General features: G+C 53.4%; 20 protein-coding genes and 3 pseudogenes. 15 read left to right on the forward strand and 8 right to left on the reverse strand.

What is annotated here, in order from left to right:
* Nucleotides 1-654: 654 nt before the first annotated feature.
* The 5 genes from ACX3YD_RS30675 to ACX3YD_RS30695 all read right to left on the reverse strand — a co-directional run bounded on the left by ACX3YD_RS30675 (nt 655) and on the right by ACX3YD_RS30695 (nt 7,106).
* The gene (locus ACX3YD_RS30675) at nt 655-822 is read right to left on the reverse strand and encodes a hypothetical protein (protein WP_458961879.1); all 168 of its coding nucleotides are present in this window, start codon (nt 820-822) and stop codon (nt 655-657) included.
* Between the two features lie 123 nt (nt 823-945).
* Nucleotides 946-1,644, reverse strand: coding sequence for a DUF6035 family protein (locus tag ACX3YD_RS30680; protein WP_458961880.1), 699 nt, complete (start codon nt 1,642-1,644; stop codon nt 946-948).
* Between the two features lie 533 nt (nt 1,645-2,177).
* Nucleotides 2,178-3,203 carry a hypothetical protein gene (locus ACX3YD_RS30685; protein WP_458961881.1) on the reverse strand — a complete coding sequence of 342 codons (1,026 nt, stop codon included), beginning with the start codon at nt 3,201-3,203 and terminating at the stop codon, nt 2,178-2,180.
* Nucleotides 3,204-3,355: 152 nt separating this feature from the next.
* On the reverse strand, nt 3,356-5,167 hold the full coding sequence (locus ACX3YD_RS30690) for a hypothetical protein (protein ID WP_458961882.1): 1,812 nt from the start codon (nt 5,165-5,167) through the stop codon (nt 3,356-3,358).
* Nucleotides 5,124-7,106 carry an ATP-binding protein gene (locus tag ACX3YD_RS30695; RefSeq protein ID WP_458961883.1) on the reverse strand — a complete coding sequence of 661 codons (1,983 nt, stop codon included), beginning with the start codon at nt 7,104-7,106 and terminating at the stop codon, nt 5,124-5,126. Before ACX3YD_RS30695 ends, ACX3YD_RS30690 begins: the two co-directional genes overlap by 44 nt.
* 206 nt (nt 7,107-7,312) lie before the next feature.
* Here ACX3YD_RS30695 and ACX3YD_RS30700 point away from each other — a divergent pair, with 206 nt between their 5' ends.
* Both ACX3YD_RS30700 and ACX3YD_RS30705 read left to right on the forward strand, forming a co-directional pair.
* The gene (locus tag ACX3YD_RS30700; RefSeq protein ID WP_458961884.1) at nt 7,313-7,504 is read left to right on the forward strand and encodes an MbcA/ParS/Xre antitoxin family protein; all 192 of its coding nucleotides are present in this window, start codon (nt 7,313-7,315) and stop codon (nt 7,502-7,504) included.
* Nucleotides 7,505-7,537: 33 nt separating this feature from the next.
* The gene (locus ACX3YD_RS30705) at nt 7,538-7,726 is read left to right on the forward strand and encodes a hypothetical protein (RefSeq protein WP_458961885.1); all 189 of its coding nucleotides are present in this window, start codon (nt 7,538-7,540) and stop codon (nt 7,724-7,726) included.
* A 222-nt stretch (nt 7,727-7,948) separates the two neighbouring features.
* Here ACX3YD_RS30705 and ACX3YD_RS30710 read toward each other — a convergent pair whose 3' ends face one another.
* Both ACX3YD_RS30710 and ACX3YD_RS30715 read right to left on the reverse strand, forming a co-directional pair.
* Complete coding sequence (locus ACX3YD_RS30710) at nt 7,949-8,644, reverse strand: hypothetical protein (RefSeq protein ID WP_458961886.1); 696 nt, start codon at nt 8,642-8,644, stop codon at nt 7,949-7,951.
* A gap of 168 nt (nt 8,645-8,812) precedes the next feature.
* Nucleotides 8,813-8,968 carry a globin family protein gene (locus ACX3YD_RS30715; protein ID WP_458961887.1) on the reverse strand — a complete coding sequence of 52 codons (156 nt, stop codon included), beginning with the start codon at nt 8,966-8,968 and terminating at the stop codon, nt 8,813-8,815.
* Nucleotides 8,969-9,594: 626 nt separating this feature from the next.
* Here ACX3YD_RS30715 and ACX3YD_RS30720 point away from each other — a divergent pair.
* The 10 genes and pseudogenes from ACX3YD_RS30720 (at nt 9,595) to ACX3YD_RS30765 (ending at nt 21,057) form a co-directional block, all read left to right on the forward strand.
* The gene (locus ACX3YD_RS30720; RefSeq protein WP_458962104.1) at nt 9,595-11,064 is read left to right on the forward strand and encodes a benzaldehyde dehydrogenase; all 1,470 of its coding nucleotides are present in this window, start codon (nt 9,595-9,597) and stop codon (nt 11,062-11,064) included.
* A gap of 18 nt (nt 11,065-11,082) precedes the next feature.
* A complete protein-coding gene (locus ACX3YD_RS30725; protein ID WP_454837992.1) occupies nt 11,083-12,207 on the forward strand; it encodes an NAD(P)-dependent alcohol dehydrogenase in 1,125 nt (374 codons plus the stop codon).
* A 63-nt stretch (nt 12,208-12,270) separates the two neighbouring features.
* Entirely contained in the window at nt 12,271-13,161 is an 891-nt protein-coding gene (locus ACX3YD_RS30730; protein WP_458961888.1) for a transporter, read from the forward strand.
* An 84-nt stretch (nt 13,162-13,245) separates the two neighbouring features.
* Nucleotides 13,246-15,036, forward strand: a complete 1,791-nt coding sequence (locus ACX3YD_RS30735; RefSeq protein ID WP_458961889.1) for a sigma-54-dependent Fis family transcriptional regulator — start codon at nt 13,246-13,248, stop codon at nt 15,034-15,036.
* A 1,403-nt stretch (nt 15,037-16,439) separates the two neighbouring features.
* A pseudogene (locus ACX3YD_RS30740) lies at nt 16,440-17,198 on the forward strand (MCP four helix bundle domain-containing protein); the annotation flags it as partial.
* Between the two features lie 129 nt (nt 17,199-17,327).
* A complete protein-coding gene (locus ACX3YD_RS30745; protein ID WP_458962105.1) occupies nt 17,328-18,056 on the forward strand; it encodes a methyl-accepting chemotaxis protein in 729 nt (242 codons plus the stop codon).
* A 117-nt stretch (nt 18,057-18,173) separates the two neighbouring features.
* On the forward strand, nt 18,174-18,971 hold the full coding sequence (locus ACX3YD_RS30750; protein ID WP_458961890.1) for a substrate-binding periplasmic protein: 798 nt from the start codon (nt 18,174-18,176) through the stop codon (nt 18,969-18,971).
* Nucleotides 18,972-19,007: 36 nt separating this feature from the next.
* A pseudogene (locus tag ACX3YD_RS30755) lies at nt 19,008-19,157 on the forward strand (endonuclease); the annotation flags it as partial.
* 188 nt (nt 19,158-19,345) lie between these two features.
* Nucleotides 19,346-20,198: pseudogene (locus ACX3YD_RS30760) on the forward strand (alkene reductase); the annotation flags it as partial.
* 385 nt (nt 20,199-20,583) lie between these two features.
* On the forward strand, nt 20,584-21,057 hold the full coding sequence (locus ACX3YD_RS30765; protein ID WP_458961891.1) for a hypothetical protein: 474 nt from the start codon (nt 20,584-20,586) through the stop codon (nt 21,055-21,057).
* A 748-nt stretch (nt 21,058-21,805) separates the two neighbouring features.
* Here ACX3YD_RS30765 and ACX3YD_RS30770 read toward each other — a convergent pair.
* Complete coding sequence (locus ACX3YD_RS30770) at nt 21,806-22,270, reverse strand: transcriptional regulator, SarA/Rot family (protein WP_458961892.1); 465 nt, start codon at nt 22,268-22,270, stop codon at nt 21,806-21,808.
* Nucleotides 22,271-22,513: 243 nt separating this feature from the next.
* Between ACX3YD_RS30770 and ACX3YD_RS30775 the strand changes: the two genes are divergently transcribed.
* The 3 genes from ACX3YD_RS30775 (at nt 22,514) to ACX3YD_RS30785 (ending at nt 25,949) form a co-directional block, all read left to right on the forward strand.
* Nucleotides 22,514-23,134, forward strand: coding sequence for a TetR/AcrR family transcriptional regulator (locus ACX3YD_RS30775; RefSeq protein ID WP_458961893.1), 621 nt, complete (start codon nt 22,514-22,516; stop codon nt 23,132-23,134).
* Between the two features lie 122 nt (nt 23,135-23,256).
* Nucleotides 23,257-24,762 carry an efflux transporter outer membrane subunit gene (locus tag ACX3YD_RS30780; RefSeq protein ID WP_458961894.1) on the forward strand — a complete coding sequence of 502 codons (1,506 nt, stop codon included), beginning with the start codon at nt 23,257-23,259 and terminating at the stop codon, nt 24,760-24,762.
* On the forward strand, nt 24,762-25,949 hold the full coding sequence (locus ACX3YD_RS30785) for an efflux RND transporter periplasmic adaptor subunit (protein WP_458961895.1): 1,188 nt from the start codon (nt 24,762-24,764) through the stop codon (nt 25,947-25,949). Before ACX3YD_RS30780 ends, ACX3YD_RS30785 begins: the two co-directional genes overlap by 1 nt.
* Nucleotides 25,950-25,955 lie beyond the last annotated feature (6 nt).

The raw sequence follows: 25,955 nt of genomic DNA on the forward strand, positions 1-25,955 counted from the left end.
AGTAAGGGCTGTTACACGCTGCGAAATTCGTCGCGACATTCAACCGTGAGCTGGCTCGGTTTGTTGCGGATCAGTGCCATCTCTATAAAGCTTTAGAGCTCGAGCAGAAACATGAGGCGCGCAAGCGCCAATCTGCTTGAGCAGGCTGGATAATAACCATCCAGCCCGCTCTTCATCATTCATAGCGAAAGGCGTTTATTCCCCGCGCGTAATGGGAGCAACGAAGTACCTATGGCACCGGAGCCTGAGCTGTCAGTTCCACAATCGACCATCCGGCTGTTTTGAGCGCTGTCCTGCGCTTCTCTCCAGTAGCGCCCTCCCCCAATGAGCTCTGACGTATCGCCAGGCACAGCATGTGAGTCGGTCGGGTCATCCCCACGTACATCAGCATCATGTCTTTCTTCGCGGTTTCCTGGGGGCTCTTGGCAGCGGCCTTTTGGCCCTCAAGTCACGGCATGAGCTTTTGAATGAAGCGGGTCTTCCTGAAGGTCTCCAGGATCAACGTCGCAGAAAGGTGTGCCCTGGGTCGAGCGCAAGACAACCAAGCGACTTCCCTGCCGTTACCCTCATCTGCCAAGCTTGCGGTGCTGACAATATGACTGCAGAGACTCAGCGCGGTGGCGATCACCGATTGGTAATCCGAAGTCTTGGTGATCACCAAGGACGCATGTTGATCAATCGTTCTTTGAGCTCCGGCACCAGGAATGCGAAGAGCAGGTTGAACTGGAGATCGGGCCGATATGCTTCATCCCGATCCTTGAAGCCGGTGCGGATTATTGCACGTCGCTTCGCCCAGGTACCCTTCTTGTCCTGCTCAGCCAACAGCTCATTCTGCTCAAAGATTTCCAGCGTCCAGCCGAACTGCAGCAGAAAAGGTTTGTAGGAATCGAACGCTTGGTTACTGACGTTGAGCAGGCGCTCGAATCGGTAGCCTATGGGCCGGCCTTAGCGCGCGCTCAATACAATGGACACTGCCCCTTGAAAAGGATCTGTCCAGTGGAAGTTCGGAAGCTTGATAGCTGGAAACGCAATTGCCATCCGCTCGCGTAGATCGACCCAACGCTCTCGGGATACTGGCGTGTCCTGCCTGCCGTACTCCGTCCAGAAAGAATGGAAATCATGGCGTAGCACGTCAGTGTTGACCGATGCCTCCAATACCACTCTCTGTGTCTGGTAATCGTTGTAGAACACGACCTGCTTCTCCGGACTGAACGTTAGCTCATCCAGAAACACTTCAACCCGCCGCCATTCATTGACTTTGGTACGGCCGATCAATCCGGGCACTGCATACCAGCAATCAAATGCCATTCGACCGGTATCCCTCGATCGTGCCAGCGTCTGATCGTTGACGATGAATACGTTGAGGTGGTTCAGGAAGAAAATGTCTTCCTCTGCAGTCTTGGTTGAGCCGGGATCAAAATTCTGGTATACCCAGATCATCGATCCACCATTGGCCCGATAGAACTCCATTCGCCCGACAATCTCGGTCAGGAAAGTCGTCGACAGCTGTACCTCGAACGCGATGCGTTCATCGCCCCTGGCCACTTGTACGTCTGGCTTGCGCCAGGTAGCAAGTTCGGCAACGGCCTGCCCTTTCCAGACTTTCTCGACCTGGGGCTCGCCGCACGATCGGTCGGCAATCAAACTGTCGCGAATGATCCCTTTGAGCCAGATATGCGCCTGGCTCTCTTTTTGCGCGTTGTACTTGATCGCAGTGATCTGGGCTGGGCTGGGTGGGCTGAGCTCACCTCACCTTTGGTAGAGATATCGCACTTGATAAGTCCTTCGATACTCGGGTGATGACGGAAGTGGAAAAAACGATTCTGGTTGCGAACCAGCAAAAGCGCGGCGCCGCACACAGCTGGCAAACTAGCCAGGGCATGTCTCGATCTAGTAGGAATCGCGACGCCAGCTTCGCTCTGTCCCGTATGACCAAAGACAATTCGCGGGTCAGGAAGCTGCCAATTTCGATGGGCGCCGCGCTGTCCAGATCCACAACGGCCGTCAGTTTCATCTGCTCGGTGGGCTGAGCGTATTCCAAAGTGCGCACGAGGTGGCTCCATCATCGCAGCGCTCGCTGCATTGCAGACCATCAGTTGATTAGGTTCCAATTCACTCACTGAGTGCCGACCCGGCTGGCTATAATCCAGTACCAGGCTGCGCTTTCGCCTAGCCGTCTAGTCTGCCTCGTTACCACCCTGCCGTGACTTCCCAGATCTGGGTTGAAAGGTGTATTGCCCGTTTGACCACAGCACCTGCCCGACATAATGGGTAATAGCTAGACGCTCCTTGAGAAAATCAGGTGCATCGCCCTCCATCTTATGTTTGATCACTTCGTTGTTGTAAAAACGTAGCGTCCTGGAAAAGGCATAGAACATCGGTCTAGGCTTCTTGGATTTAGGATTTTCATACAGAAGGCAAAAGGCATTGGAAAACGTCCAGTGCCCCGTTAGTTTGTCCTTGTCCCCGACCGATTTGTGGCGATGGTACAGATTGGTCAGGACGACCAAATCGACGTTGCCGTAGCGCGTGACATCCGCAAACGATTCCTCGGTGAACAGCCCCTGCTGGCCAGTCAGGTAGCCTTCCCACTGCTGCATGTCCCACGGATCATCGCATCCGACGACGAGTACGTTGTACTGGCTTTGGTCTGCCTCGTCAGGGAATTTCCCATGGGCATCATATAAATAGTCTTTCAGCTTGTTGTCCATGTGGAGCCCTTTCTGCAAGGTGCTACCACCACTGGAAAAGGTCTCTTGAAGCTGAGCGACTGCATCGTTGTAGTCTGGCAGTCGCCCTATCGCCCGGATGATGAACTCGCTGCCCGAGTCGATCTCATGCTTGGTCGTGTAGTCAGCACACTTCACCTCGACGTTGAATTTGTACCCTTCGCTGCGAAATGAACAGTCGACATCACGAGGTGCCACCACTCTGTCTTCGTAGACGAAATCACTGGGGAAATTTAGGGCGTAGTGAGCGCATACGGTGAGTTCGACTGCCGACTGGAGATACTGATACTCCGCCGGCGCTGGATCTTCCAGGCGGAGCTTTTTGTACACTAGCGCCTCAAGTTTGCGCTGGCTGAGATGCTTCCCAATGCATTCCAAGGCAAGCACCATCTCTTGGCGATATTCCGCAGGGGGAATGAAAGGATTGCAGACAGTCACTTTTAACTGTTTTCGGTCGGTGGAGGGGGCACCCATCGCGTTCTCCATGATCATTGGCGGAAGTTTACCGACCCACGCGCCAGCGTTCGTTCCTAAGCAATACCACTGCTGCGAGGGTGGCACCACCTGTGTGCATAAACACTGATGCGTGAAAGCGGATCATCATTAGAGAATCGCCCAATAGCCAATCACAGTCCCACGCATTCGAGGTCAGCTCGCTGCAGGGTGGTGCGGGGATAGATGATCGAAAGCCAGACGATGGGAGTGTTTTGATCAAATTCAGCCGCCAATGTTCGCAGTTGGATGAGATGCGGGAAGTTTTCGGCTGCTGCAGATAATGCTGCATTGGCGGAGGTCGAATCACCGACTCTTCTGTGCCGTTCAGCCAGTGAAAGAGCCATGCAGGCTTCAACATTCGTGGGCACCCTGATGCCTTTTTTCTTGTAGCGTTGCGTGTAATAGCGATCCAGCTGGAGCTGGTGGTCAAGCGGTGTCCATTCTGAGTCGCTGCCAAGCAATGACTGCGCGACAAGGGAATCGACACTCGGCTTGTTCAACAGCTCCAATTCTTTGGCCGAATACTTTCTTCCAGTTGGATCTCCCCCAAGGTAGATGTCGGACAAATACCAGAAGGCGAGGAAAGACACATTCTGTGCTTCGCTCATTTGGGGTTGAATGCTCAACCCCTTCTCGACGACATGATTGAGCCGATGAAGTTTGCGGTTTGGGTAATCAACCAGGCATTGGTCAAGCAGCTCTACCAAGCCTAGGAAGTATCGTCTCGATGTCTGAGTGTCAAAACCTGGGGGATTGTAGATCCACAGCGAGGGGTCGAGCCTCAGTGTCAAGAGGTGGGGATTGTCCCACTCGTAGTTGCTCGGCTCGTGCTCGATCTTCGTGGCCTTGCGGACAAACTCGATGATCACCGTCCTTACCAGGCGGAATAGCCCTTGGAAGGTGAAGGTTAGCTTCCCGTCGTCCTCACACGTTTCTCTGTGGCTGGCGAAGTGGAGGAACTCTTTGGTCAAAGGTTTGAGCGTGTGGACATAACTAGAGCGCACGCCGTAGAGGTTCTGCAGTGCTGCTTCCAGATCACGGCGCCCTATCGGATGTTTCTGAGCATTAGCCTGAACCGAGAAGTAATCCGCCGGCAGGTGAGCGAGGATGAACTGTACAAATCGAAAGCCAAGGCGCGGATGTATGACTTCCAACACTGCGTCCCTGACTTTTTGCGAGTGTTCATCGCTGACGCCAGTGAGTGCCTCATCCACCCCAGATCGCTTTTGATCAGGGATATCTGTCCATTGCGGCTCGTGGCCATCAAATTTCTGGGCCAACGACTCAACGCACATGACCAAGAGAGTGTATGCCAGGTTGAGATCATCGCTCATTCTGTGTACAGCGGCCACGTACGTCCTGATTGCCTGGATCGCCGCCAGGTAGGTGGTGCGCTGCAAACCAATCAATTGGTCTGCAAACTGTTCAAAATCCTGAAGCTCAGACTGAGTGGCCCTTACTGACGCATCATAAAAGCGCGCTAGCCGTTCACTGGGATGCCGCTCACTTGGTCGAAGCCGCTGGCGCAGTAAGCGTTCAGCAACGTGAACGTCTGGCGAGCAAATCACCTGTAAAGTGAAGGAGGCCACGTCAGCGAAGTCGTCGATGTAGGCTCCCATCGTGCGGGAAACGTGGACTCCTGGTTCCGGGGCAGCCGCTTCCATGTACTCGGTCATTTCATAGCCAAATGCGGCTGGGGTATGCGATGTGTCCAGGTTGATCAGCGTTCCGATCCTGGAGCTAAACCGGTCGACACCACCGAGATCCAAGTTCGTGTAAATCACCCCTTTGAGATCTTGTTGGCGTGGGTTTTCGCGATTTGTGAACAGCTTTCCGGTCGCAGCTTGTAGCACGGAAACTCCTTGATTGATAAACCCACGTTTATCAAGCTGGTAGAGGTTATACAGCTTCTCTGATTGCGACGTCGTTTGCGTCAACGACATTGGATTCGACCAGGTCGAGCGTGCCCTGCTCTTGGGTCGACAATACCTTGACGAGGAGCGCGTCCGTTTTGATATTGTCGTACCGGTCTTCCAAGGTTCTCCGTAACCGCATCAGTCGCAAGTTGGCTGTGCTCACCAAGGCTCCATAAGTGGAAGCTCGGACTTGCCCGTACTTACGGGACTCATCCCCTACCGTTTTGGAAGTACCCACCCCTGCAGCGATCGACTGCCCGACGACCCAGGCCGTAATGAACGGCGAGCCGTTGACGTAGCCTGAGCTCGCAATGTCTTGGACGTACCCGTCGGCCTGGTTGACCTCCTGCCGATTGAGTTTGAAGCCGCCTTTCTTAAGCTCAATCAGAAGGATGTTCTGCATCTGGGCGATAGATGCATCTTGAGGATCGAAATGCTCGATACCCACCAGTTGTACAGTCGATCGATCTGGCAGCACCACGATGTCAGGTCGCTTGCGCTCGTTGACAAAGGAGGCGTCGCCATCCCCCCAGAGCTGCTTCGCAACGCTTTTCAACGTCATGTTTGAGCAGTACTCCATCGACTCGAACTCGGGGCCAAACAACCAGCGGGATCGTAGGATCAGAGGGTGTAGGGTGTGAAGCTCATCCGTCTCAGGATCTTCCGCCAGCCTGGCGATGGCCTCAATGACGCTGAGCCGGCCATCAATCTCGTCAAGCACACGTAATGCGTCCTTAACTGACCAGTCTGCCAAGAGGGAATCCAAACCCTCAATATCCGTTGCAGGCAAGTTGGCCAGCTTTTGTAGTAAAGATGCCCCGCTCTTGGATTTCTCCAAGTTGATGACTGCTTTCACCGCCGTGGCGAGAAATTCTGGAGACACCATAGGGTGTGCCTGGGCCACAGCTTTCGTGAACTCTGATACTTCGAGTTGAGCACCATGACCCAAGGATTTGAGCTCTGAACGGTTCTGAACCAGGGCATCTTCGGAGGTTGCCTCCACGACTTCTGCCGCCAGCTCATCCGCCACCCGACTGATGCAGTCAGCAGCGGCCTTGAACAACTCCTCGACGGCAGGCGTTGACTGAAACCCTGTCCAGTCTTGTCTCACGTGACCTTCAAAGCCCTGGGTGTCCACGATAACCTTGTAGCGTTTGGCAAACCTCGTACGCCCATCGAAGTTCGCGATCTGGCCGATGACCCACGAGGGATTGCCAACGAGTCGGTGGTCAACCCAGAATGCCACCCCTTGGTGGATGGACGAATGGTTCTGTTGTGTGGAGTCGATGACGATGACTTTTGCCGTGCGGCCATCACTCAGTTTCAGCGCGTGCGTGCGGGCATGCTGCTCCAGTTTCGCCAGGGTCAGAGGCGTACCATTTACTCGGATCTGGAATCCCGGGTCATGAATGAATCGTGCTGCAAGTACCGTGATGATTTCTTTGACATCCGGCATCTTGCGGGTGACTGAAACAGAAAGTCGCGTGCCAGACCCTTCACGCTCGGCAAACTCCTCTGTACGCACTACAAACGGACTGGGCCCAGACTCGGTACCCACCACGAAGGTGCTGAGCTTGGTGTCGCGCCATGTTTCGACCTGGTACTGATCACCGAAACATAGCAGCCCATGTCGACCCACTCCGTTACGCCCATAGGCCTTCCGGAGTTTGGAACTCCTCTCCTTAGGGAATTCAACCTTGGCACTTTGGTGCTTGAGGCGGTTATACCGAAGCGTCATCCAACGTTTGCTGAACTGCTGGGCAGACATTCCGTGGCCATCATCGACCACAGTCAGGGTGCCGCCAAGCTCGCTAGGTAGAAACAGATCGACCTTGCTTGCGCCTGCGTCCCAGGCGTTGGCCACAAGTTCAGTAAGTGCCACCTGCGGCACGTGCGCGACCGGGCCTAGCTCACGGAGAAGATAGTCTTCCTCAAACAACGAAAGGTGACGGGTTTGTTCAGACATCGGTTCCCTCCATGGAGTGGTGTTCCCCGGCCATTTACCCCAGGGTGCTATGCATGTTAGCTATCGTACCTTACATGATTAAGCCAATATTGATCATCAAACGCGGCATAAAGGCGTTTTGCGAATATTGCGCCAAGCCCCCATCATCAACCTCGACCGTCAGCTAAAACTGAAAAGACACCGGCGAGCCACCCAAGGGCCAGAAAATGAATTACGTTGAGCTGATCCGACGCCAAGCCGAGCGGATATTTGGCAACAAAGAGAAAGCAGATCATTGGCTGAATCAGCCCATGGTAGGTGCTGATGAATGCTCACGATTACAAACAGCTCACAGTAAAACAGGATACGAACTCGTGAAGGCAGAACTCGAAAGACTCAGTCACGGATTCGCCAACTGATCTAGCTCCCCTCCTCCAAGCCCAGGACTCAGCATGATCACTTTTGATCTCAACACAAACGACACCGAAGCCCTTCTCCGGCACGTCGAGGAATTCAAACCAATGTCTGATGATCCTCGTGAAGATGATCGATTGGTTGATGCCTTGATTGAGTTGCGCGCCGCCCTTCTGTCGCACCTGGAAGGCACCGACGCTCGATCTGTCCCAGAACCAGCCCGGTAGGTGTCGATCTAACTTCCGATCAGCCTGGCGTTAATATGATCACACCAACTATTGAAGGGCAGCTTTGGCAACTGCCAGTGGCCACTCTTGGAGCCCAGGCTCTGTTGCACTTGATAGCTGAACTGCTGAAAAGTTACGAGAAAACACGCACGGTTAATATCTATGGATTTCTACGCCTTGAATCGCTCGGGTCTGAAGCGCTTGCCGCGCTACGCAACGGTGCTAAGAGGCTTGCTGCTCCATCCAAAAAGTCGTGGCATCGATAACCTCAGTAACTCTTAGGCGGAGAGAGCTTTCGATCAACGCCATATCTTTCTTGTATTTGCCGTACACCTCCATGAGTTTTGCATCCCCACGCTGCTCATCCGTAGGTTGGCCGAGATAGTTATTAGCGAATGGGTTCACTGGCCATAACTCATACTGCTCGGCAAGCAAACGAACCTTGTCAGTGAGCACAAGCCAGCTCAATGCATGTTCTGGCGAGATAGAGGCTGCCATGGCCAATGCGTGCTGGAAGTCAGGGTATCGGGAATGGCCAGTCTCCATCGCGAACTTCACCTTCAACAGATCCCTTTTGGTCACCAGCTCGCTTTTGTGAATTTTGAGCCTTTCGATATCAAGCACGGCTAAGTCGATTGAAGTGATGGGGGTCTCATGCCCAAACACCCTGGCGCGCTCGTATGCATCGATCACTGAAGCCACAATCATGTTTAGGGGCCTCAATGTCAGATGCTCTCTTCGGTGGCGTGGCATAAGCTCGACGAATACGTAAAACACATATGCCGAGAAGAGACCGACAAGGAGGTCGCTGGATACGCTGCCGGTGGCGTCAGCGCGAAGGAATGCAGCAGCTTGGCCACCATCCAACCACGGCCATACGGACAACTTCAGGTTGATCAGGACAATAGAAACTAGCACTCCGACAGCCCCTGCCAGTAACCACTTTTCTCTTGCTTCCCGCCAAACCCACATATCCCACACCTCCCTGAAATCTCGCAAGCATATCGATAGAGATGCGCCATGACATCACTGGCTAGAAATCGGGCGAGAGTCTTCGATGCATAATCGTTGCGCAGTAAGGTCAAGTCACTGCCTGCTGTGAGTCGGTCTGACATCTCGATTGCCGATGTCGCGCCTGCTCATATCGGCGGCCTCTGGCTGCGTGTTCATGATTGCGTAGAACGCCTCGCGCAACGCGTGCACGCCGGCTTCGCCACCGAGCAGTTGATAGGGATTGGTCATCTCACGCGCCTTCGAATGGGTTGTACGGGCTTCTTAGTTGGTGCCACAAAATCAGTCGACTTGACCTAGATAAGGAGACGGAAGAAGAGATGGTGTTGACGCCGAAACCGAACTGCCCCCCTCGGCACTCTCAGTCCCGTTGAGTATCGTGAGAGCCTGGGCCTAGCGGCATAACCAGCCCAAGTTCTTTGCCGCACCCTCAAGTGCTGACGCAAGACTGACCCACCTCCAAATCGAAACAAATTCAGCAAAGGAAATGGTTCGTGAGGAACAGACTGGGTCAGTGACATCTCGGCAACTGGGCCAATTTAGGGGCGGCGCCTGCACTACTGACGTCTCCAGTGCAGCAGTTTGGGTAAACCACGGCTGTGAGTACTGAAAACGGTGTCGGCTTTAAGCCGAGACATACGCTCGATGAGTTTTCTTCTCATCTTGGGTCGAGCTCAAGAAGGCGAATTTGGCGGGCTTACGGCTTTTTGCATCAATCGTTCAAAATCTGGACACCCGCACACGCCCTATATGTCCACTATCTGGACACCTTAGCTCTGATTCCCCCCGTACTTAAAGCCTCACAAGCGTTGGCATGCCTCCTGCAATTTGTATCCGCGACCACCAACAAATACAGGATGCATGAAGTGGAAACTTTGCTGCCCGATGAAATTTGGAATGAGCGACTCTTTACCGGAAGCTGGGAGGCAGGTGAACTCCCCGCCACGCCAGTCAACTCTCCAAGCAATGGCCAACATTTGGGGGCCTTGGCCAATGCCAGCCCCAATCAGGTTGAGCGAAGCGCGTTAAAGGCTGCAATAGCCCAGCGTGATTGGTACGCCCTTCCCTACGATGATCGAGCCAAGGTGATGAGAAAGGCTGCGGCCATTGCCGAGCAGTATCAAGAGGAGATTGCCGAATGGATCGTAAAAGAAAGCGGCTCTACTCATCCCAAGGCGAGCTTTGAAACGTCAATCTCGATTAAATCCCTTCACGAAGCGTGCGCACTCCCCTCCCGTAGTCAGGGCGAGGTTTTGCCATCCATAGCAGGACGTCTGAGCATCGCGCGGCGCCGCCCACTAGGCGTAATAGGTGTTATCTCCCCATTCAACTTCCCGCTGTATCTGGCTATGCGCGCCGTGGCTCCAGCGTTAGCCACAGGTAATGCTGTAGTGCTCAAGCCAGATCCTCGCACCGCTGTGTGCGGTGGTCATGTCATTGCGCGGATTTTCGAGCTGGCTGGTCTCCCGGCAGGCGTGCTCCATGTCCTACCAGGCGGGGCAGAAGCCGGGGCAGCACTCACCTCTTCGCCCAACGTCGCGATGATCCAATTTACAGGTTCCACTGCTGCGGGCCGTAAAGTCGGGGAAGCTGCCGGGCGCCACCTGAAGAAGGTGTCTCTCGAGCTCGGCGGCAAAAACTCACTGATCATTCTGGACGATGCGGATTTAGATCTTGCGATCGCGAATGCAACGTGGGGGGTTTATCTGCATCAAGGGCAAATATGCATGTCAACCGGCCGCGTTTTGGTTCAGCGCGGTATTTACGACGCTTTCCTAAAACGGTTGGTAGCCAAAGCTCAAAGCTTAACTGTAGGTGACCCGACAACAGCTCAAGTACACCTTGGCCCACTCATCAATGCTGCCCAGCGCGACAATGCCCTGCGTATCGTCGAAGCCTCACGCGCTGCGGGGGCAAAGGTAGAAACGGGTGGATCGGCTGAAGGACTGTTTTTTCAGCCGACAGTGATCAGCGGTGTGTTGCGTGGTAATCCAGCATTCAACGAAGAGATTTTCGCGCCCGTCGCAGTGGTTGTTCCCTTTGATACTGACGAAGAAGCCGTCCAGCTTGCTAACGATACTGAATATGGCCTAAGCGCCGCAGTGCTATCTCGTGACACTGGACGGGCTTTGCGCCTCGGCGAGCAACTGCGCACCGGCCTCCTGCACATCAACGATCAGACAGTTAACGATGAAGTCATCAACCCATTCGGCGGCGTGGGCGCCTCGGGTAATGGCACCAGTATTGGGGGGGCCGCCAACTGGGAAGAGTTTACTCAATGGCAGTGGCTGACCCTTAAAGGCGTAGCACCGGCGTATCCGCTTTAATCTCGGAGAACAATAACAATGACAACTACAATCTTTCGCCCTATTCAAGCTGCCGTCACACGTGGCAAAGGTGCACCTTTCGTGCTGGAGCAGGCTCGTATTCGCGCACCTGAAGGTGACGAGGTACTGGTACGCATTGTTGCTACCGGCATGTGCCACACCGACATGATCGTGCGAGACCAATACTACCCGGTTCCCCTGCCAGCCGTACTCGGGCACGAAGGTTCGGGTGTTGTCGAGGGCGTGGGCCCACTTGTGCAGAATCTGGAAGTTGGCGACCACGTCGTGATGACTTATGGATATTGCGGCCACTGCTTGGCATGTGACTCCGGCCATGCAGCCTACTGCAAGGACTTCTTCGGACGTAATTTTAGTGGAGCAGGCCCGGATGGCCGAAATGCTCTATTGGACGAGAAAGGCGAAGCGTTGCACGATCATTTTTTTGCGCAATCATCTTTCGCGACCTACGCATTGGGGCGCGAAAATAACACCATCCGGGTACCGAAAGAGGCACCAATCGAACTACTCGGCCCGCTCGGCTGTGGCATTCAGACTGGTGCTGGGGCGGTAATTAACTCACTGAAGGTCACTCCTGGTAGTGCCTTTGCCGCGTTCGGCGGTGGTGCTGTGGGTCTTTCGGCAGTGCTGGCTGCGCAGGTAGCCGGAGCCTCAACCATCATAGTCGTCGATGTAGTGCCTTCACGACTGGAACTCGCTCTGGAACTCGGTGCAACCCATGTTGTGAATAGCCGGGAATCAGATCCAGTGGCTGCGATTCGGGAGATTACCGGAGGTGGGGTGCAGTTCGCGCTTGAGTCCACTGGCCGACCAGAAGTATTGCGTCAGGCGGTCGATGCGCTCGGTAGCCGTGGGGCCCTCGGCGTAGTCGGCGCTCCGCCGCTGGGAACAGATGCCAACTTCGACGTAAATGATTTACTGCTGGGTGGGAAGACCATACGAGGCATCGTCGAAGGCGACAGCGTACCGAAAAAGTTCATTCCAGAACTGGTGCACCTGTACATGCAGGGGAAGTTCGCTTTCGACAAACTGGTGAAGTTCTATGACTTCGATCAGATCAATCAGGCGGCACAAGACAGTGAAAAAGGCGTGACGCTCAAGCCAATCATTCGAATCCAGAAGTAAGCCTCGCAGCGGGGGCCGCCGACGGCCCCCTGCTCTACAACAAGAACAAAAGGAATACCTCTCGTGACCAAGATCTTCAGCCTCGCTTGGGGCTTAATGCTGTGCGCGCTAATGTCGGGTAACGCCCGAGCGGTAGATGTGAACGCTGGCGATTACACCGCTTTGCCTCCTGGAACTAATGTAGCTGCCTGGTATCAACAATTCGGTCGAGCAGACCGATACAACGGCGATGGTTCGCCCGATGTTAAGGAAGGTACAAGCCTTCGATCCAACATCAGCATACTGCGACTGATTCACTTCACGGAGCTGGGCGGGATCACCATAGACCCGCAGATTCTCCTGCCATTTGGCCATGTCTATGACGTGAAGGTCGGAGGACAGTCCCAAGGTAGCAATAGTGGTGCCGCCGACCCGATCATCGGCGCTACATTCTGGTTAGTAAACCAACCAGGCGCGGGCACCAGCGGCCGTTATTTCGGGATCACCCCGCTCATCTACCTTCCTTTTGGCCAGTACGACCGACGTGAAGCCGTCAATCTGGGTGAAAATCGCTGGAAAGGTGATTTACAACTGGGCTGGGTAGAGCCATTGCTGGGCCGGTGGTCGATAGAGTTGTATGCCGATGCCGTGGTGTATGGCCCGAACGACGATGCCGGCGGCGGAAACCACACGCTACGCCAGGATCCGACCTATCAGGTCCAAACCAACATTCGCTATGACTTCAATTCAGCCCAGCGCTTGGCGTTGGGGTTTTCCGCCTCAGAAGGCGGTAAGCAATACCTTTCGGGTGATTACAACGAGCAAAAAACCGAAGTACAGCAAGCGCGATTGGAATTTCAACAAATGGTCGGAAAGTCAGTGCAATTAAGTGCCCAACTGACCCACGACACCCATGTTGTGGGCGGATTTCAGGAAGACACAGGTCTCAATCTACGAGCCCTCCTGTTGTTTTGAGCCGCCGAGTAACCTTGACGTGTTGCCAGCCACGGGGCACCGTGATCTGGCAACACTACATAGCAAAAATAACAAGGTGTATTCATGGATCGCCTACAGCTCGAATTGCACACCGCGCGCCGACATTTTGCCGAGGGTGCGCCATTACCGATTGGCTTATTACCCGAGCCCATTGAGCGATCGTGGGAGCGCTCTAGAACCGCAGGCCTTACACCATGGCAACCTCGCCTGGCGCAAGGGCACCTTGATATTCTCCAATTGACCGATGCCGACGCCCATTTGGCCGAATGCGTGCTGCCAGAACTTGAGCGGTTGTGGGAGTTGATCGGCGATTCACATTGGATGCTTTTTTGCGTCAACCCTGAGAATCGAATTGTTCAAACCCGCAAACCTGCAGGAATGGATAGTCCGTTGTCAGCCCTGCATGCCGGGCGCCGAATAGGTGAAATCGATGTAGGTACCACTGCCCCAGCATGCACCTTAGTCGATGGCATGCCGGCTATCGTCGCCGGCAATCAGCATTACCTCCAGGAGTTTTCGCAGTTCTTTTGCGTAAGTGTCCCTCTGCGCGGTGTGAACGGCGAATTGATGGGCGCTCTGGATCTCACCGGCATTGGCACTCGAAATGCCGGTACCATGCTTGAGCGTTTGAAGCATGCGGCACTAGCCACTGAAAACAACTTTTTTCTCACCTTGACAAACTGCCAGATCCTGGAGCTTCAACATGACCCTAGGCTTCTCGGGTCGCCACTTCAAGCGTTGCTCGCCGTTCGTGAGGATGGGACGGTTGTTGGAGCTAATCGCGCAGCTCAGCAGTTACTCGGAATCACCAATTACCGGCCTATTGATCTAAACCTTGAACATTTATTTGATCGTTGCAGCAGCAACAAGCTCGATTTTGCACCCAAGCTACTAACGCTCACCGATGGCTCAAGGCTTTACGGGCGAATGCTCAGCCACCAACCGACAAAGAGTCAGGCCCTGCGCGCAACGAGCTCTACATTAGGGAGTGATCGTAGGGTTAACGCGCGATTTGAAGACGCAAAGAAGGCTGTCATGGCAAATTTGCCGGTGCTGATTACTGGCCCGACAGGTTGTGGAAAGGAGGTATTTGCCAAAGCGCTACACCGGCACTGCTTTCCAGACGCCCCGTTCGTAGCAATCAACTGCGCTTCGCTGCCAGAGAGCCTGATCGAATCTGAACTTTTCGGACACACCGAAGGAAGCTTCACAGGTGCCCGTAAGGGTGGCTCTATGGGGCTTCTTGAGGCAGCTAAGGACGGTATTCTATTACTGGACGAAATTGGCGACATGCCATTAACCCTTCAAAGCAGGTTATTACGCGCTCTGCAAGAAAGGCAAATAACGCGAGTCGGCAGCACAACAGCTATTCCGTTGAAGGCCCACATTCTCGCCGCCACTCATCGGTCGCTACCCGCATTAGTGGCTAATGGTGACTTCCGCGAAGACCTTTTTTACCGTCTAGATGGGCTACGTGTCGCGTTGCCATCACTGGATCAGCGGCTCGACAAAGAGCAGCTGATTGATGCTTTTTTTCAACGTTCTGGCTACCCAAGACTGAATTCCGAGGCGCGAGCGATGCTCCATGCATATGACTGGCCAGGGAATCTGCGGCAGTTGGAAAACGTAGCAGGCCTTGCTTCAGTTCTTGCCGAAGGCGCTCCCTTTATTACTGTAAATCACCTTCCAGAAGAGATATTAGGCAACACCAGTGCACCGGCCCGGAACCTCTCGGATGCTACGCGAGATATGATCGAGCGCGTTCTGCTATCCCATCAGGGCAACGTTACAGCGGCTGCCAAAGAGCTTGGTATATCGCGAACGACCTTGTACAAAAGGTTAGCGATACGGTAGCGCCCGTTTGCAAATAATCTTATAGCTCGAAAGGATGTACCGGCTGAAAGGGTCTTATTCCTCCCATCCGGAAATCCGAAGTACTGGGTATAGTGACGTCCATTCTGCTGCGCTAAATGGAAAGAATTAGAATGGACATGGGCTTGAAATCGGCTTGATCACGAAGGTCAATCATTACCGCTCTGTGCCTGCGATCCTTTGACCGCGTGGATTGCGAGCTTGATTAGATTTTTTGTGCGGGCGATGCCCATGTCAGCCGGAGTGCCTGTATATCGATAAACTTGAGCAAGGATCAATCGACCGAGCACCTCGAATTCCCTTGGCACACCTGTCTAACTCTCGAGCGATTCATCCATGCTTATGAAAAGCAGCCGAATTAGAGGGGATTAGAGGCTGGCGTGTAATGAAGTCGAGATGAACAATTGAAGTTTTGCTCCAACTTCTTCTGCATCCACTCAAGAATTTTTCTGATCAGAAGCGAGTTTGAATCCGGCCTTGGGAAAATCAGCAAGACCCAATTACTGCCACCTCCCAAACGGTTCAAGATTTTCTAAACACCTAACCCACACAAATACGAATAACTTTCAAATACTGCGATAGAGATTTTTAAGAGGGGTCAGATTGTGCCCCATTAATGAGCGCCTCTTTAAAGTCGCGCTCACTAATAGGGCAAAATTGAACAGCATGCATGCTCCACAGAAAGACTTCCAACTCATTAAATAAAAAATTCATTTGTTACTGCGTTCCGTACCTGATGCGTACAAGCCTTATTCTTCAATGGGTGCGATATTTTTTAGTACGGCCGTACACGCTTATTGTTGCCCGCGAAAGATAACAAACCGTCAATCCGGCATGGTAATTGCCGTGTTTTCAGCACGCCAAGGTCGCAAATAGATATATCAATGTCGCCTATAAAATTCGAATACGATCAACTCATGATATCCGGCGATTGCCTTATATTGAATCGAAAATCAAGAAATGGGCAGCTCTGCCGGCCACGCCTACCAGCCCATCCGCCAATCGAAAAAATCATCGCCGCTTGTGTTGAAATTGGCATGCGACTATCGCACGACCAAGCCAATAGCAGTTGTATGCCTATGCAAATTAGTCACGCCCTTCAATTATCATCTCGCAATACAGATGACTTAAAAAATTCACAAAAAACAAGACCTTATCCATTTAGGCTATGAACCCCTTAATCGCCAGGCTGACTGACCCGCAAATCATACTACCTGACTTGATATCCTCTTCTTCGCACACCTAACACAAGGTCAGGCACTTAAGTCCAGTCATGCCCAGTCAAAAATAGTTTGAAATTTAAACTTACCCACATTAACGCACAACCAATAAATGCTTGTCGGATCACATCGCCGTGCCAAGCAATACGGAACAGGATCGCACTCATGCAGCAATTCACTATTCGAACCCGACTCTTAATTCTGGTCGGGGCTATGTTGATCGGCTGCGTAATTATCGGAATGATGGGGCTTAATGCTCTTCAGAGAAGCGTGGCAGGCCTTGACACGGTTTATCTGGATCGAGTCGTTCCGCTACGTGACCTGAAAACCATCGCCGACCTGTATGCAGTAAAAATCGTCGATAGTAGCCACAAGGCGCGCAGCGGCCGCATGACCTACGCCCAAGCCGAGAATGAGGTGAAAGAAGCCGACCGGCAGATCGACACCCTATGGCCCGCCTACCAAAAGACCCAGATGATCGATGAAGAACAACGTTCAGTCGACGTTCTTGCCAAGCTTGTGGAACACGCTCAAGAACCCATTGAACGCTTGAAAGGCATTTTGGAGCGTGGCGATAAGGCAGCACTCGATGCCTTCGTCGAAAATGAAATGTACCCGGTGATTGATCCGCTTTCGGAGGGGTTCAGCAACCTCATCCAGATCCAACTGGAGGAATCAAAGCGTGTCTATGATGCCGCCGTTGTCCTGTATGACTCTACCCGCACTATGTTAGTGCTGCTGCTCTTGGGAATTCTGATTTGCGGTGGTGTCTTCGCCACTCTGCTAATACGGAGCATCATTCAGCCTTTGGCGACGCTTAAGGATGCAGCAGCCCGTGTAGCGGCTGGCGATCTGAGCCAGTCGATTCAGGTCAGCGGTCGCGATGAGGTTACCGACGTGCAGCAGTCTGTGCAGACGATGCAGGCGACTCTTCGCAATACCTTGCAGGATATCCAAGGCTCGGCGACCCAATTGGCAGCTGCCGCTGAAGAACTTCAGGCGGTCACTGAGGGCACAGCCCAGGGTATCCATCGGCAAAATGATGAGATGCAAATGGCAGCGACGGCAGTCACCGAAATGTCCGCTGCAGTGGATGAAGTCGCGGACAATGCCGGCCGCACATCCAATGCCTCACGCGAAGCGATGGAGTTGGCCGACGGGGGGCGTAAACAGGTTGTGCTAACCCGCGAGACCATCGATCAGCTCAGTGGCAAGCTCAATGAAACCACCAGCACCGTCTTCCGCCTGGCTGAGGAAGCATCGAACATCGGTCGTGTATTGGACGTGATCCGTGCCATTGCCGAGCAAACCAACTTGCTTGCCCTCAATGCTGCGATTGAGGCCGCCCGCGCTGGCGAGGCAGGCCGTGGTTTTGCGGTAGTCGCAGACGAAGTTCGCAATTTGGCTCAACGCACCCAGACCTCTACTCAAGAAATCGAACGAATGATTTCCGCGATCCAAAACGTGACCCAGGAAGGTGTGCGTGAGATGCAGCAGAGCGGCGAGTTCGCTGCACGTAGTCAGACAATGGCCAGCGAAGCCGATGAGGCGCTGACGCTGATCGCCGAACGCATCACGGAAATCAATGGGATGAACCTGGTGATTGCCAGCGCAGCAGAAGAGCAAGCGCAAGTGGCGCGAGAAGTCGATCGTAACTTAGTGGCAATCAGCGACATTTCCAAACAGAGTACAGACGGAGTTCAGCAGACCTCCGTGGCCAGTGAAGAGCTGGCGCGCTTGGCCACAAATCTTAACAATCTGGTCAATCGCTTTAGCATGTAGCTCCTGGCCCTGCCCGTACTGTCTGCCATTACCCGGCAGACAGTCGCCCTGTTTTAGATCGCAGACAAAGACTCTATCTGGCTGCGGTGGAATCAACGATTCAATGAAGCCTCCCCTATGTACGATAAGAAGACACACCACAGAATGTGGCCACAAGCTGCGCAGGCCCTTTTGATGTGCATGCTCCAACTGCTGGCAACGAGCGCCGGCATTGCACAGGAGGCGCACGAGACACTGACGATCATGGTGGAAGATGCCGCCGCGCCATGGTCGAAGGGTGACGGAACAGGTTACGCCAATGACGTAGTCATCGCCGCCTTCAAAGAAATGGCGGTAGAGGTACAGCTAAAAGTCGTGCCGTACTCACGCTGTAAATACATGGTGCTCAATGGCCAAGTCGCCGCCTGCTTCAACATGAGCTGGCAGCCAGAATTCGAGGGCAAGATCAAGCTGGCTGCACAGCCGATCTTCAAAGTACGTAATGACATCTTCGAACATATCAATGCTCCCTTGCCGAAGCCTCCAGATGGAAAATGTGTTTTGCCGACCGGCACTGTCATTGGCATCACCAGAGACTATGAATACTCAGCCCAGGCGACGGCGCTCCAGATCTCTGGGGTGGTCTTTGAAAACTCTCTTTCGGACTTAACAAGCCTGCAAAAACTCGCCGCTCGGCGTTTTCAGGCAGCGCTGATCATGAGTAATGACCTTGAGGCAAGGAATCAAAAGGCCAAACAATCGGGCACAGAGGATATAGTGCGCTTCGCCTTCAATTGCGGAGTGGAAAACTCAACAATTGGCTTTAGCGTGGCCCACCCAGACGGATTGCGAGCACTGGAGATGTATGACGAGGGCTATCGCCGCATCGAGGCCAACGGCGCCCTCAAGGATATTCACCTGCGCTGGTTTCCTTAGCTTCATTGGCCTTGACCATACAACTGCGGGAACAACGCAGAATGTGTAAGCATTGAATGGGAACACATCGTTCCTACCTGGACATTCGGTCACCAACGCCAATGCTGGCAGAACGGTGGTCGAGAGCATTGTGTGAATGATGATCCCGTATTTCGAGCGATGGAGGCAGACCTGTTCAACCTCTATCGGTGAGGAATCAAGCAAGATTGACCGAGATCGAGCAAGGTTTGGCGACCATCTCTCAAAACTTGCTGTCCGCTTACAAAGCTTGGATTCACGATGACGGCCAGCAAAAATGACTCCTTTGTAAATTCACTGTGATCCCGAATCAGGATTGATCAATGACGGCTCCATCACTACTGAGGAGCCCCATTATTAATTCTCTCTTTTCTCAAGTCCAAGTCAGTCGCTACACCCTCTCCAATCGTATGGTCATTGCCCCAATGACGCGCTCGCGTGATGACGATGACGGTGTACCAAGCGAACTGGTTGCGACTTACTACGCCCAACGTACCACCGCCGGCCTGATCATCAGTGAAGGTGTGTTTCCCATTGCAATGGGCAAAGGTTATGTCCGTACCCCAGGTATCGAAACCGCCGAGCAGGTCGCTGCGTGGAAGCACGTCACGGAGGCCGTGCATGCTCGTGGCGGACGTATTTTCATGCAGTTGATGCACAGGCACCCTTCGTTGCTACCGAATGGCGCCTTGCCACAGGCACCTTCCGCGATCAAAACCGCGGCCAGACCTGGACCGCAAAGGGCCTTCAGGATTTCGTTACCCCCATGCAATGAGCGTGGTTGAGATTGCCGCGGTCATTGAAGGCTAACGCCAAGCAGCGCGCCTGGCCATAGAAGCTGGTTTCGACGGTGTCGAGTTGCATGCCGCGTCGGGCTACCTGCCTGAACAATTCCTCTCGACGGGCAGCAATCAGCGCACGGATGAATACGGTGGATCGGTTGAAAACCGGGTGCGTTTTGTATTGGACGTGCTGTCCGCTATCGCGACGGAAATCGGTGGTGACCGGGTGGGTCTCAAGGTCTCCCCTGAAATGAATTTCAATGACATCGTCGATGCCAACCCGCAAGAAACCTAAACTTATCTCGTCGAACACCTGCATGGGCTGAATCTCGCCTATCTGCATGTCGCCCTGTTCGGTGCCAATGTCGACTACCACGCGGCAGCTACTCCATCGCTCGTGGCTAATGATAGCTATCGTGTTCATGGAAGGAGGACAACGATGGACAGAGTCAAGCATGGTCGCGAACCGAGCCGATTCTGCTGAAAAGTCGAATTATCAGTTCGCTAGAACTCAGGCACGCCAACCACTGGAGGATCTCCTAGTCTCGGCCCTCTGCTCATTCGAAAGGGTGCTCTGCATGAACCATCGGGAGCATTGGGATTGCATCTGGTTGCCGAAGGACGTGACCGCTAACTTTGGGCCCAGGCCGCTCTTTTAGTAAATGCTCTATTCACAGCTTTAACTTTTTCATACGGTTCCGCTAGTTTAACACCGTATAACTAATACTTGAAAAGTGTCAAGCCGAAAGCGTTTGCTGGCAAAAATACCTCATGATATTCTTAATTCATAACAACAAAAATAGGAGCATCCCATGTCTGCTTACATCATCCATATCGAACATAGAGAAGAACAAGACCTAGCGTGGGTTGAAATAAACTATTTAAGCCAGGATTCTCGATCCGCACGGCGCTGTCGCTTCCAAACTATTGGTTGGATACTGGACATCGTAGATATGGTGAATGCGAAAGTAGATCCAAGATGCCTAGCCGATGAAGAATATGCAAAGAAGGCGCTGATCAAATTTGCCAAATTGGATGAGGCCTCAGCAGATCAGCTCTTAAATTCTCGCGATTGGAGGAGGCGATTCGAGACAGCTTGGCAACAACTGAATAACGACGAGCGTGATGAGGCTTTATATTTGGATTATGATTACTGGGATAATTACTGGCCAGGATTTGATTCTTTTAACTGCACATTCCGTGACTATCTCGTCTCGCGACCTAGTGCTCCACAAGCCAAAAATCAAAGTGGTAATGCCACGATTTCACCCAATCTTGCGTCTTAAATTACTATAAGGTCGTTTGGGTTCAGATGATAAGAGTACACGTCGTCGAACAGAAACTGTCCTTTGCAACACATCTCTCCTCGCCAACATAAAGGGCCCTCCCTTGAAGAGCCCTTTTTTGTACACAAACCAAAATCACGTGGTCAGCCAAGACTCAACGCTAGCCGAACCGTCTAACCCGACAGCAGCGCCTAGATGGATTTCTGTCAGGTAGTCGAGGCAAAGTGAGGTTCATGTAACCTTATCGCCGTCAACAAAAATGGCTATCGCTGGCCCCTCAATCGTATTTCGAATCATTCGACTTCTTGATTTGCATTCGAGCTGAACAGCCATTGTCATCGGAATTGATCATCACGCTTCGTGGCCATTACCGGCAGAGAACGCCCCAAGGCTGCCTACCCTATCAGGCAGGCATCCGGCCCAAAGTCGGAATTGGTCGATTCCAATGTTTAGCTCGTCCAACGTTTCTGACCGACAGTATCGGATCGGAGGTGGCTGCGCTCACAGACTGTTTCTCGACAACGTTGGCTCATAGGCTGCGTCACGCTATTCGTATGCGTCTACTGGTTCTGGACTCGGTATCGCTGTTCCGGCACTGGCTATTTCCCAGGCATCATAAGGTTCGTCCAAGTCGCGATTGAGGGTTTTCGGGGTCTTGAAAGTGGTGTAACTGAGGGATTCATCGAAAGTGACGCGGCGGCTTTGAGATTCAATAGCCGCCGCGACTGAACAGGTATCGCCATGCCGATTAAACGGCCGAACTTCTTTCTCGCAGCAGGTTTTTGACCAAATCCCCAAGGGGGGCTAGAGTTGGGCCAGCGAACAGTGCAGCCATTTGCTTTACATCGGTGCCGACATTACTCAGCACGTTTCGCCACTGCTCATTCAACGTGTTTAGAGCAAGTTCATATATTTCAAGACCCTCGTCAGATAATTGCAAAAAAACCATTCGTCTATCCGGCCGGTCGCGACGACGCTGCACGTAGCCAACTTTTTCAAGTCTCTCCACACTTGAAGAAACTTTGGATGGCATGATGTTTAAATGCCTGGCGCACTGGTCCATAGTGGCCGCATTGCCTTGGGCCAAGCTATCGAGAATACGAAAATCCAGCACCGCCAGATTGTGGCTGACAATGGATTTTTCTATCCAGTCCCCCATCGCTTTATTAACGCTCTCAAGTACATTAAACACGTCAATTAAATGCGTAGCCACTCGTGCCTCCAAACGTCTGTCGCGTGGGCGTTTTCTAATGAAGATCAACAATAAATCAACAGTACAGTGCCATAATAATGATCACTGTAACATCAACTTCAAAAACAGATCATAACCTGGCGCGATACTGACTATTCACGAATTGAATACTGTAAATGAGCTTCTCTTATTGACTGAAGGTATTTTTGAATCTATAAATACTGCCAGTTTCTATAGACCCTGCAAAACAATCCAGAACACCATATGACCTCCAATTCCGACCAGCCCAAACCCGTCAAAGTGCGTAGCCGATCCTCCATCGGCGCGGTGCGCAGCCCTCAGAGTACAGAAGCCATTCTTGAGGCCGCCGCGGCGATCCTGGAGGAGCGCGGCTATCAAGCATTCACGATGGATGCGCTGGTGGAACGTGCCGGTTCGAGCAAGCCTACGATCTATCGCTGGTGGAAGAACAAGAGCGCTTTGCTCAGGGATGTGTATGAACGCACCGCACTGACGTTTGTGACACAACCGAACACAGGGGATCTGCAGAGCGACTTGATCGTTCACTTGCGTTCCCTCTGGAACTGGTGGCGCACTTCAAGCGCGGGCGAAACATTGCGCAGCTTGATTGCCGAGATCCAGCACGAGCCCAGAGCGCTTGAGGAGTTCAGGAAAGAGTTTTTGCCACGTCGCGAGCGCACGTTACGAAAGATTTTTGCCCGGGCGGTGGAATCAGGGGATATCCACGATGGTCCAGCCGTTGATAGCGCCGTCTCGATGTTGACCGGTATGTCCTGGCTTCACCTGGTCACGGCAAACCTCGAAAACCTGGATTACATCGACAGTGCCGTTGCCATTGTCGTGAAGGGTTTGAGGTCTGGATAAGCCGACAATGCCGCTTCGGCGTTTTTTTAATAAGCATAACGACACTAACAGTGTTTATTACCACCCTTGGCGAAACACCCTGCCCTTGTTCATTTTCACCGCAGGCTTCAGAGAAATCGTTAATGAAAACTCCATCTACTCAGGGGGCAAAGGACAGGCCGCCCTTCACGACATCAGGCAGGAACGCATCGTTAGCGATGGTGCTGGTGATGCTTGCTGGATGCACGTTCAGCGATCTGAAACCCATATCACACATGTTGCAGCCTTCCGAGGTCAACGAGACGCTAGCCAACAGCGGAATCAAGCTCTCGGAGGCTTCGTGGCCGGCCGAGAACTGGTGGAGCAGTTTCAAGGATCCGCAACTTGACGAGTTGATACATGAAGCCCTGGCCAACAACCCTACCCTCCGTTCCGCCGCTGCGCGCGTCCACCAGGCCAGCGCACTGGAAGCGATACAGGGTGCCCAGTTGTTCCCTGACGTCAGTGCGTCCATGAGCGTTACCCGCGAGCGGTTCAGCTCCAATGGTACGACCCCTGCGCCCGCCAAGGGCACATGGCAGAGCGTCCACCAAGGGACTTTGAATGTCGGCTATGAATTGGACTTTTGGGGGAAGAACCGCTCTTCAGTCGAGGCGGCCGTGGGCAGGCGAAAGGCATTGGAAGTCGATGAGCGCGCCGCGTCTCTCATTCTCTCCTCGTCCATCGTACAAACCTATATCACCTTGCAAAATATCTATGAACAAATCGACGTTGCGCAGGCCCTGCTCAACCAACAAGAGCAGATTGAGGCGCTCACGAAAAAGCGTTTCGTCGCCGAGCTCGGTACGGAAATTGACATCAAGCAGTCTCAGGCAGCCTTGCCTGCCAGCAGAGCCAATATCGCAGCGCTGAAGGAGTCCATCGAACTCAATCAAAACAAGCTCGCCTCATTGCTGGGCAAAGGGCCTGACCGTGGTCGCACAATCCTCCGACCTCACCTGGAAGCAAGTGACACGGTCGTGATGCCATCGAATATCCCGGCTGAGCTGATCGGCCACCGCCCGGATGTTGTGGCTCAACGCTGGCGTGTGGAGGCCTCCGGTCATGAGATTGATGTTGCCAAGGCACGCTTCTACCCGGATGTGAACCTGACTGCTTTTATTGGATTGCAGAGCCTGGCTTTTGACACATTCAACGATCGTAGCAGCCGCATTTTGGGCGTCGCGCCCGCGATCAGCCTGCCCATTTTCGAAGGCGGCCGCTTGCGCGGAAACCTGGATGCTCAGGACGCGGCCTACGATCTCGCTGTTGAAAACTACAACCAGACAGTCATCGATGCGCTGCGTGACATCGCCGATCAATTGTCTTCGCTGCGCTGGTTGAAGGAACGCCTTGCTCAACAAAACGAGGCCGTGGCGACCGCCGTGGCCGCCGCAGATCTCGTTGACCAGCGCTATGCCGCGGGACTGGCTACCTACCTGCAAGTCCTGGCAACGCAGAACGCAACGCTCGTTGAAAAACGCCAGTTGGTCGACCTGCAATCCAGAGCGCTTTCCTTGCAAGCCAACTTGAGCCGGGCTTTGGGTGGTGGATACCGCCCGGAACTGCCCATGACCGCCAATGCAAACTCTTCCGTAGCCGATAAATAATGACGTCCAATACTTCCACCGTTGCTGAACCAGTCACCCGAAAAGCCCCTGTCTGGCCTCGACTTCTTTTGATTCTCGCCATCGCGCTGTTAGTGGTAGCGCTGGGAGGCTGGTACGTCCTGAAACAGGGAACAGAAACCACCGACGACGCCTATGTGGACGGCAACATCGTTCAAGTAACGTCGCAGGTCAGCGGTACGGTGACGGTGATCAATGTCGACAATACGGATCACGTCGATACTAACTCGCCGCTTGTCACACTCAATGCCGTGGATGCCGAGATCCAATATGAGCGCGCGAAATCCAACCTGGCCCGGGCTGTTCGCCAGGCACGCACTCAGTATTATCAAGTGCAGCAGTTGCAGACCGAGGTCAACCAACGACAAAACGACGTGCGCAAGGCACAGGATGATGTACGCCGCCGCAATCAGCTTGCCTCCAGTGGCGCCGTTTCCCGTGAGGAGATCAGCCATGCCGAAGAGGTTCTCAAAAATGCCGTGGCGGGACTGGAAGGTACGCGGCATGCCTTGGCAGTTCGCCTGGCCATGGTGGACAACACGACGCTTCGAACTCACCCTGACGTTCTCGTTGCTGCAAGCAATCTGCGTGATGCCTACATCTCACTGCACCGCACGCAGGTCTACTCCCCTACCTCAGGCATCGTGACCAAACGCAGCGTACAAGTTGGTCAGCGGATCAGTCCGGGCGTAGCGCTCATGTCGGTTGTTCCCATGGATCAGGTGTGGGTGAACGCCAACTTCAAGGAATCTCAACTCGAACATTTGCGTATTGGACAATCCGTCCACCTCAGTGCCGATGCTTACAGCCGCCATGTGGATTTCCACGGAACGGTTGTCGGGCTGGACGCGGGCACCGGAAGCGCTTTCTCTCTGATGCCGGCACAAAATGCTACAGGCAACTGGATCAAAGTTACCCAACGCGTTCCTGTGCGTATTGCGCTGAAACCTCAAGAGGTTGCACAAAACCCGCTTCGCCTCGGGTTGTCCATGCGCGTTGCGGTGGACACCTCTGACACCAGCGGCCCTGTTCTTAACACTCGAACACCGCCGCAACCTGCCTACAGCACTGACATTTTTGACAATGAGCTTAAAGATGCCAACGACATCGTCGAGCAAGTGATCAGTGCTAACGCAGATCGTCCTGGCTCCAAAGATATGAATCTGTAACGGGGC

It is taken from the genome of Pseudomonas fluorescens group sp. PF-1 (assembly GCF_054481335.1).

What these genes read in the sequence shown, in the direction of transcription:
- ACX3YD_RS30685 (WP_458961881.1), bottom strand. Translation starts at nt 3,203, where the DNA reads ATGGGTGCCCCCTCCACCGACCGAAAACAGTTAAAAGTGACTGTCTGC.
- ACX3YD_RS30690 (WP_458961882.1), bottom strand. Translation starts at nt 5,167, where the DNA reads ATGTCGTTGACGCAAACGACGTCGCAATCAGAGAAGCTGTATAACCTC.
- ACX3YD_RS30695 (WP_458961883.1), bottom strand. Translation starts at nt 7,106, where the DNA reads ATGTCTGAACAAACCCGTCACCTTTCGTTGTTTGAGGAAGACTATCTT.
- ACX3YD_RS30700 (WP_458961884.1), top strand. Translation starts at nt 7,313, where the DNA reads ATGAATTACGTTGAGCTGATCCGACGCCAAGCCGAGCGGATATTTGGC.
- ACX3YD_RS30705 (WP_458961885.1), top strand. Translation starts at nt 7,538, where the DNA reads ATGATCACTTTTGATCTCAACACAAACGACACCGAAGCCCTTCTCCGG.
- ACX3YD_RS30715 (WP_458961887.1), bottom strand. Translation starts at nt 8,968, where the DNA reads ATGACCAATCCCTATCAACTGCTCGGTGGCGAAGCCGGCGTGCACGCG.
- ACX3YD_RS30720 (WP_458962104.1), top strand. Translation starts at nt 9,595, where the DNA reads ATGCATGAAGTGGAAACTTTGCTGCCCGATGAAATTTGGAATGAGCGA.
- ACX3YD_RS30725 (WP_454837992.1), top strand. Translation starts at nt 11,083, where the DNA reads ATGACAACTACAATCTTTCGCCCTATTCAAGCTGCCGTCACACGTGGC.
- ACX3YD_RS30735 (WP_458961889.1), top strand. Translation starts at nt 13,246, where the DNA reads ATGGATCGCCTACAGCTCGAATTGCACACCGCGCGCCGACATTTTGCC.
- ACX3YD_RS30745 (WP_458962105.1), top strand. Translation starts at nt 17,328, where the DNA reads ATGGCAGCGACGGCAGTCACCGAAATGTCCGCTGCAGTGGATGAAGTC.
- ACX3YD_RS30750 (WP_458961890.1), top strand. Translation starts at nt 18,174, where the DNA reads ATGTACGATAAGAAGACACACCACAGAATGTGGCCACAAGCTGCGCAG.
- ACX3YD_RS30765 (WP_458961891.1), top strand. Translation starts at nt 20,584, where the DNA reads ATGTCTGCTTACATCATCCATATCGAACATAGAGAAGAACAAGACCTA.
- ACX3YD_RS30775 (WP_458961893.1), top strand. Translation starts at nt 22,514, where the DNA reads ATGACCTCCAATTCCGACCAGCCCAAACCCGTCAAAGTGCGTAGCCGA.
- ACX3YD_RS30780 (WP_458961894.1), top strand. Translation starts at nt 23,257, where the DNA reads ATGAAAACTCCATCTACTCAGGGGGCAAAGGACAGGCCGCCCTTCACG.
- ACX3YD_RS30785 (WP_458961895.1), top strand. Translation starts at nt 24,762, where the DNA reads ATGACGTCCAATACTTCCACCGTTGCTGAACCAGTCACCCGAAAAGCC.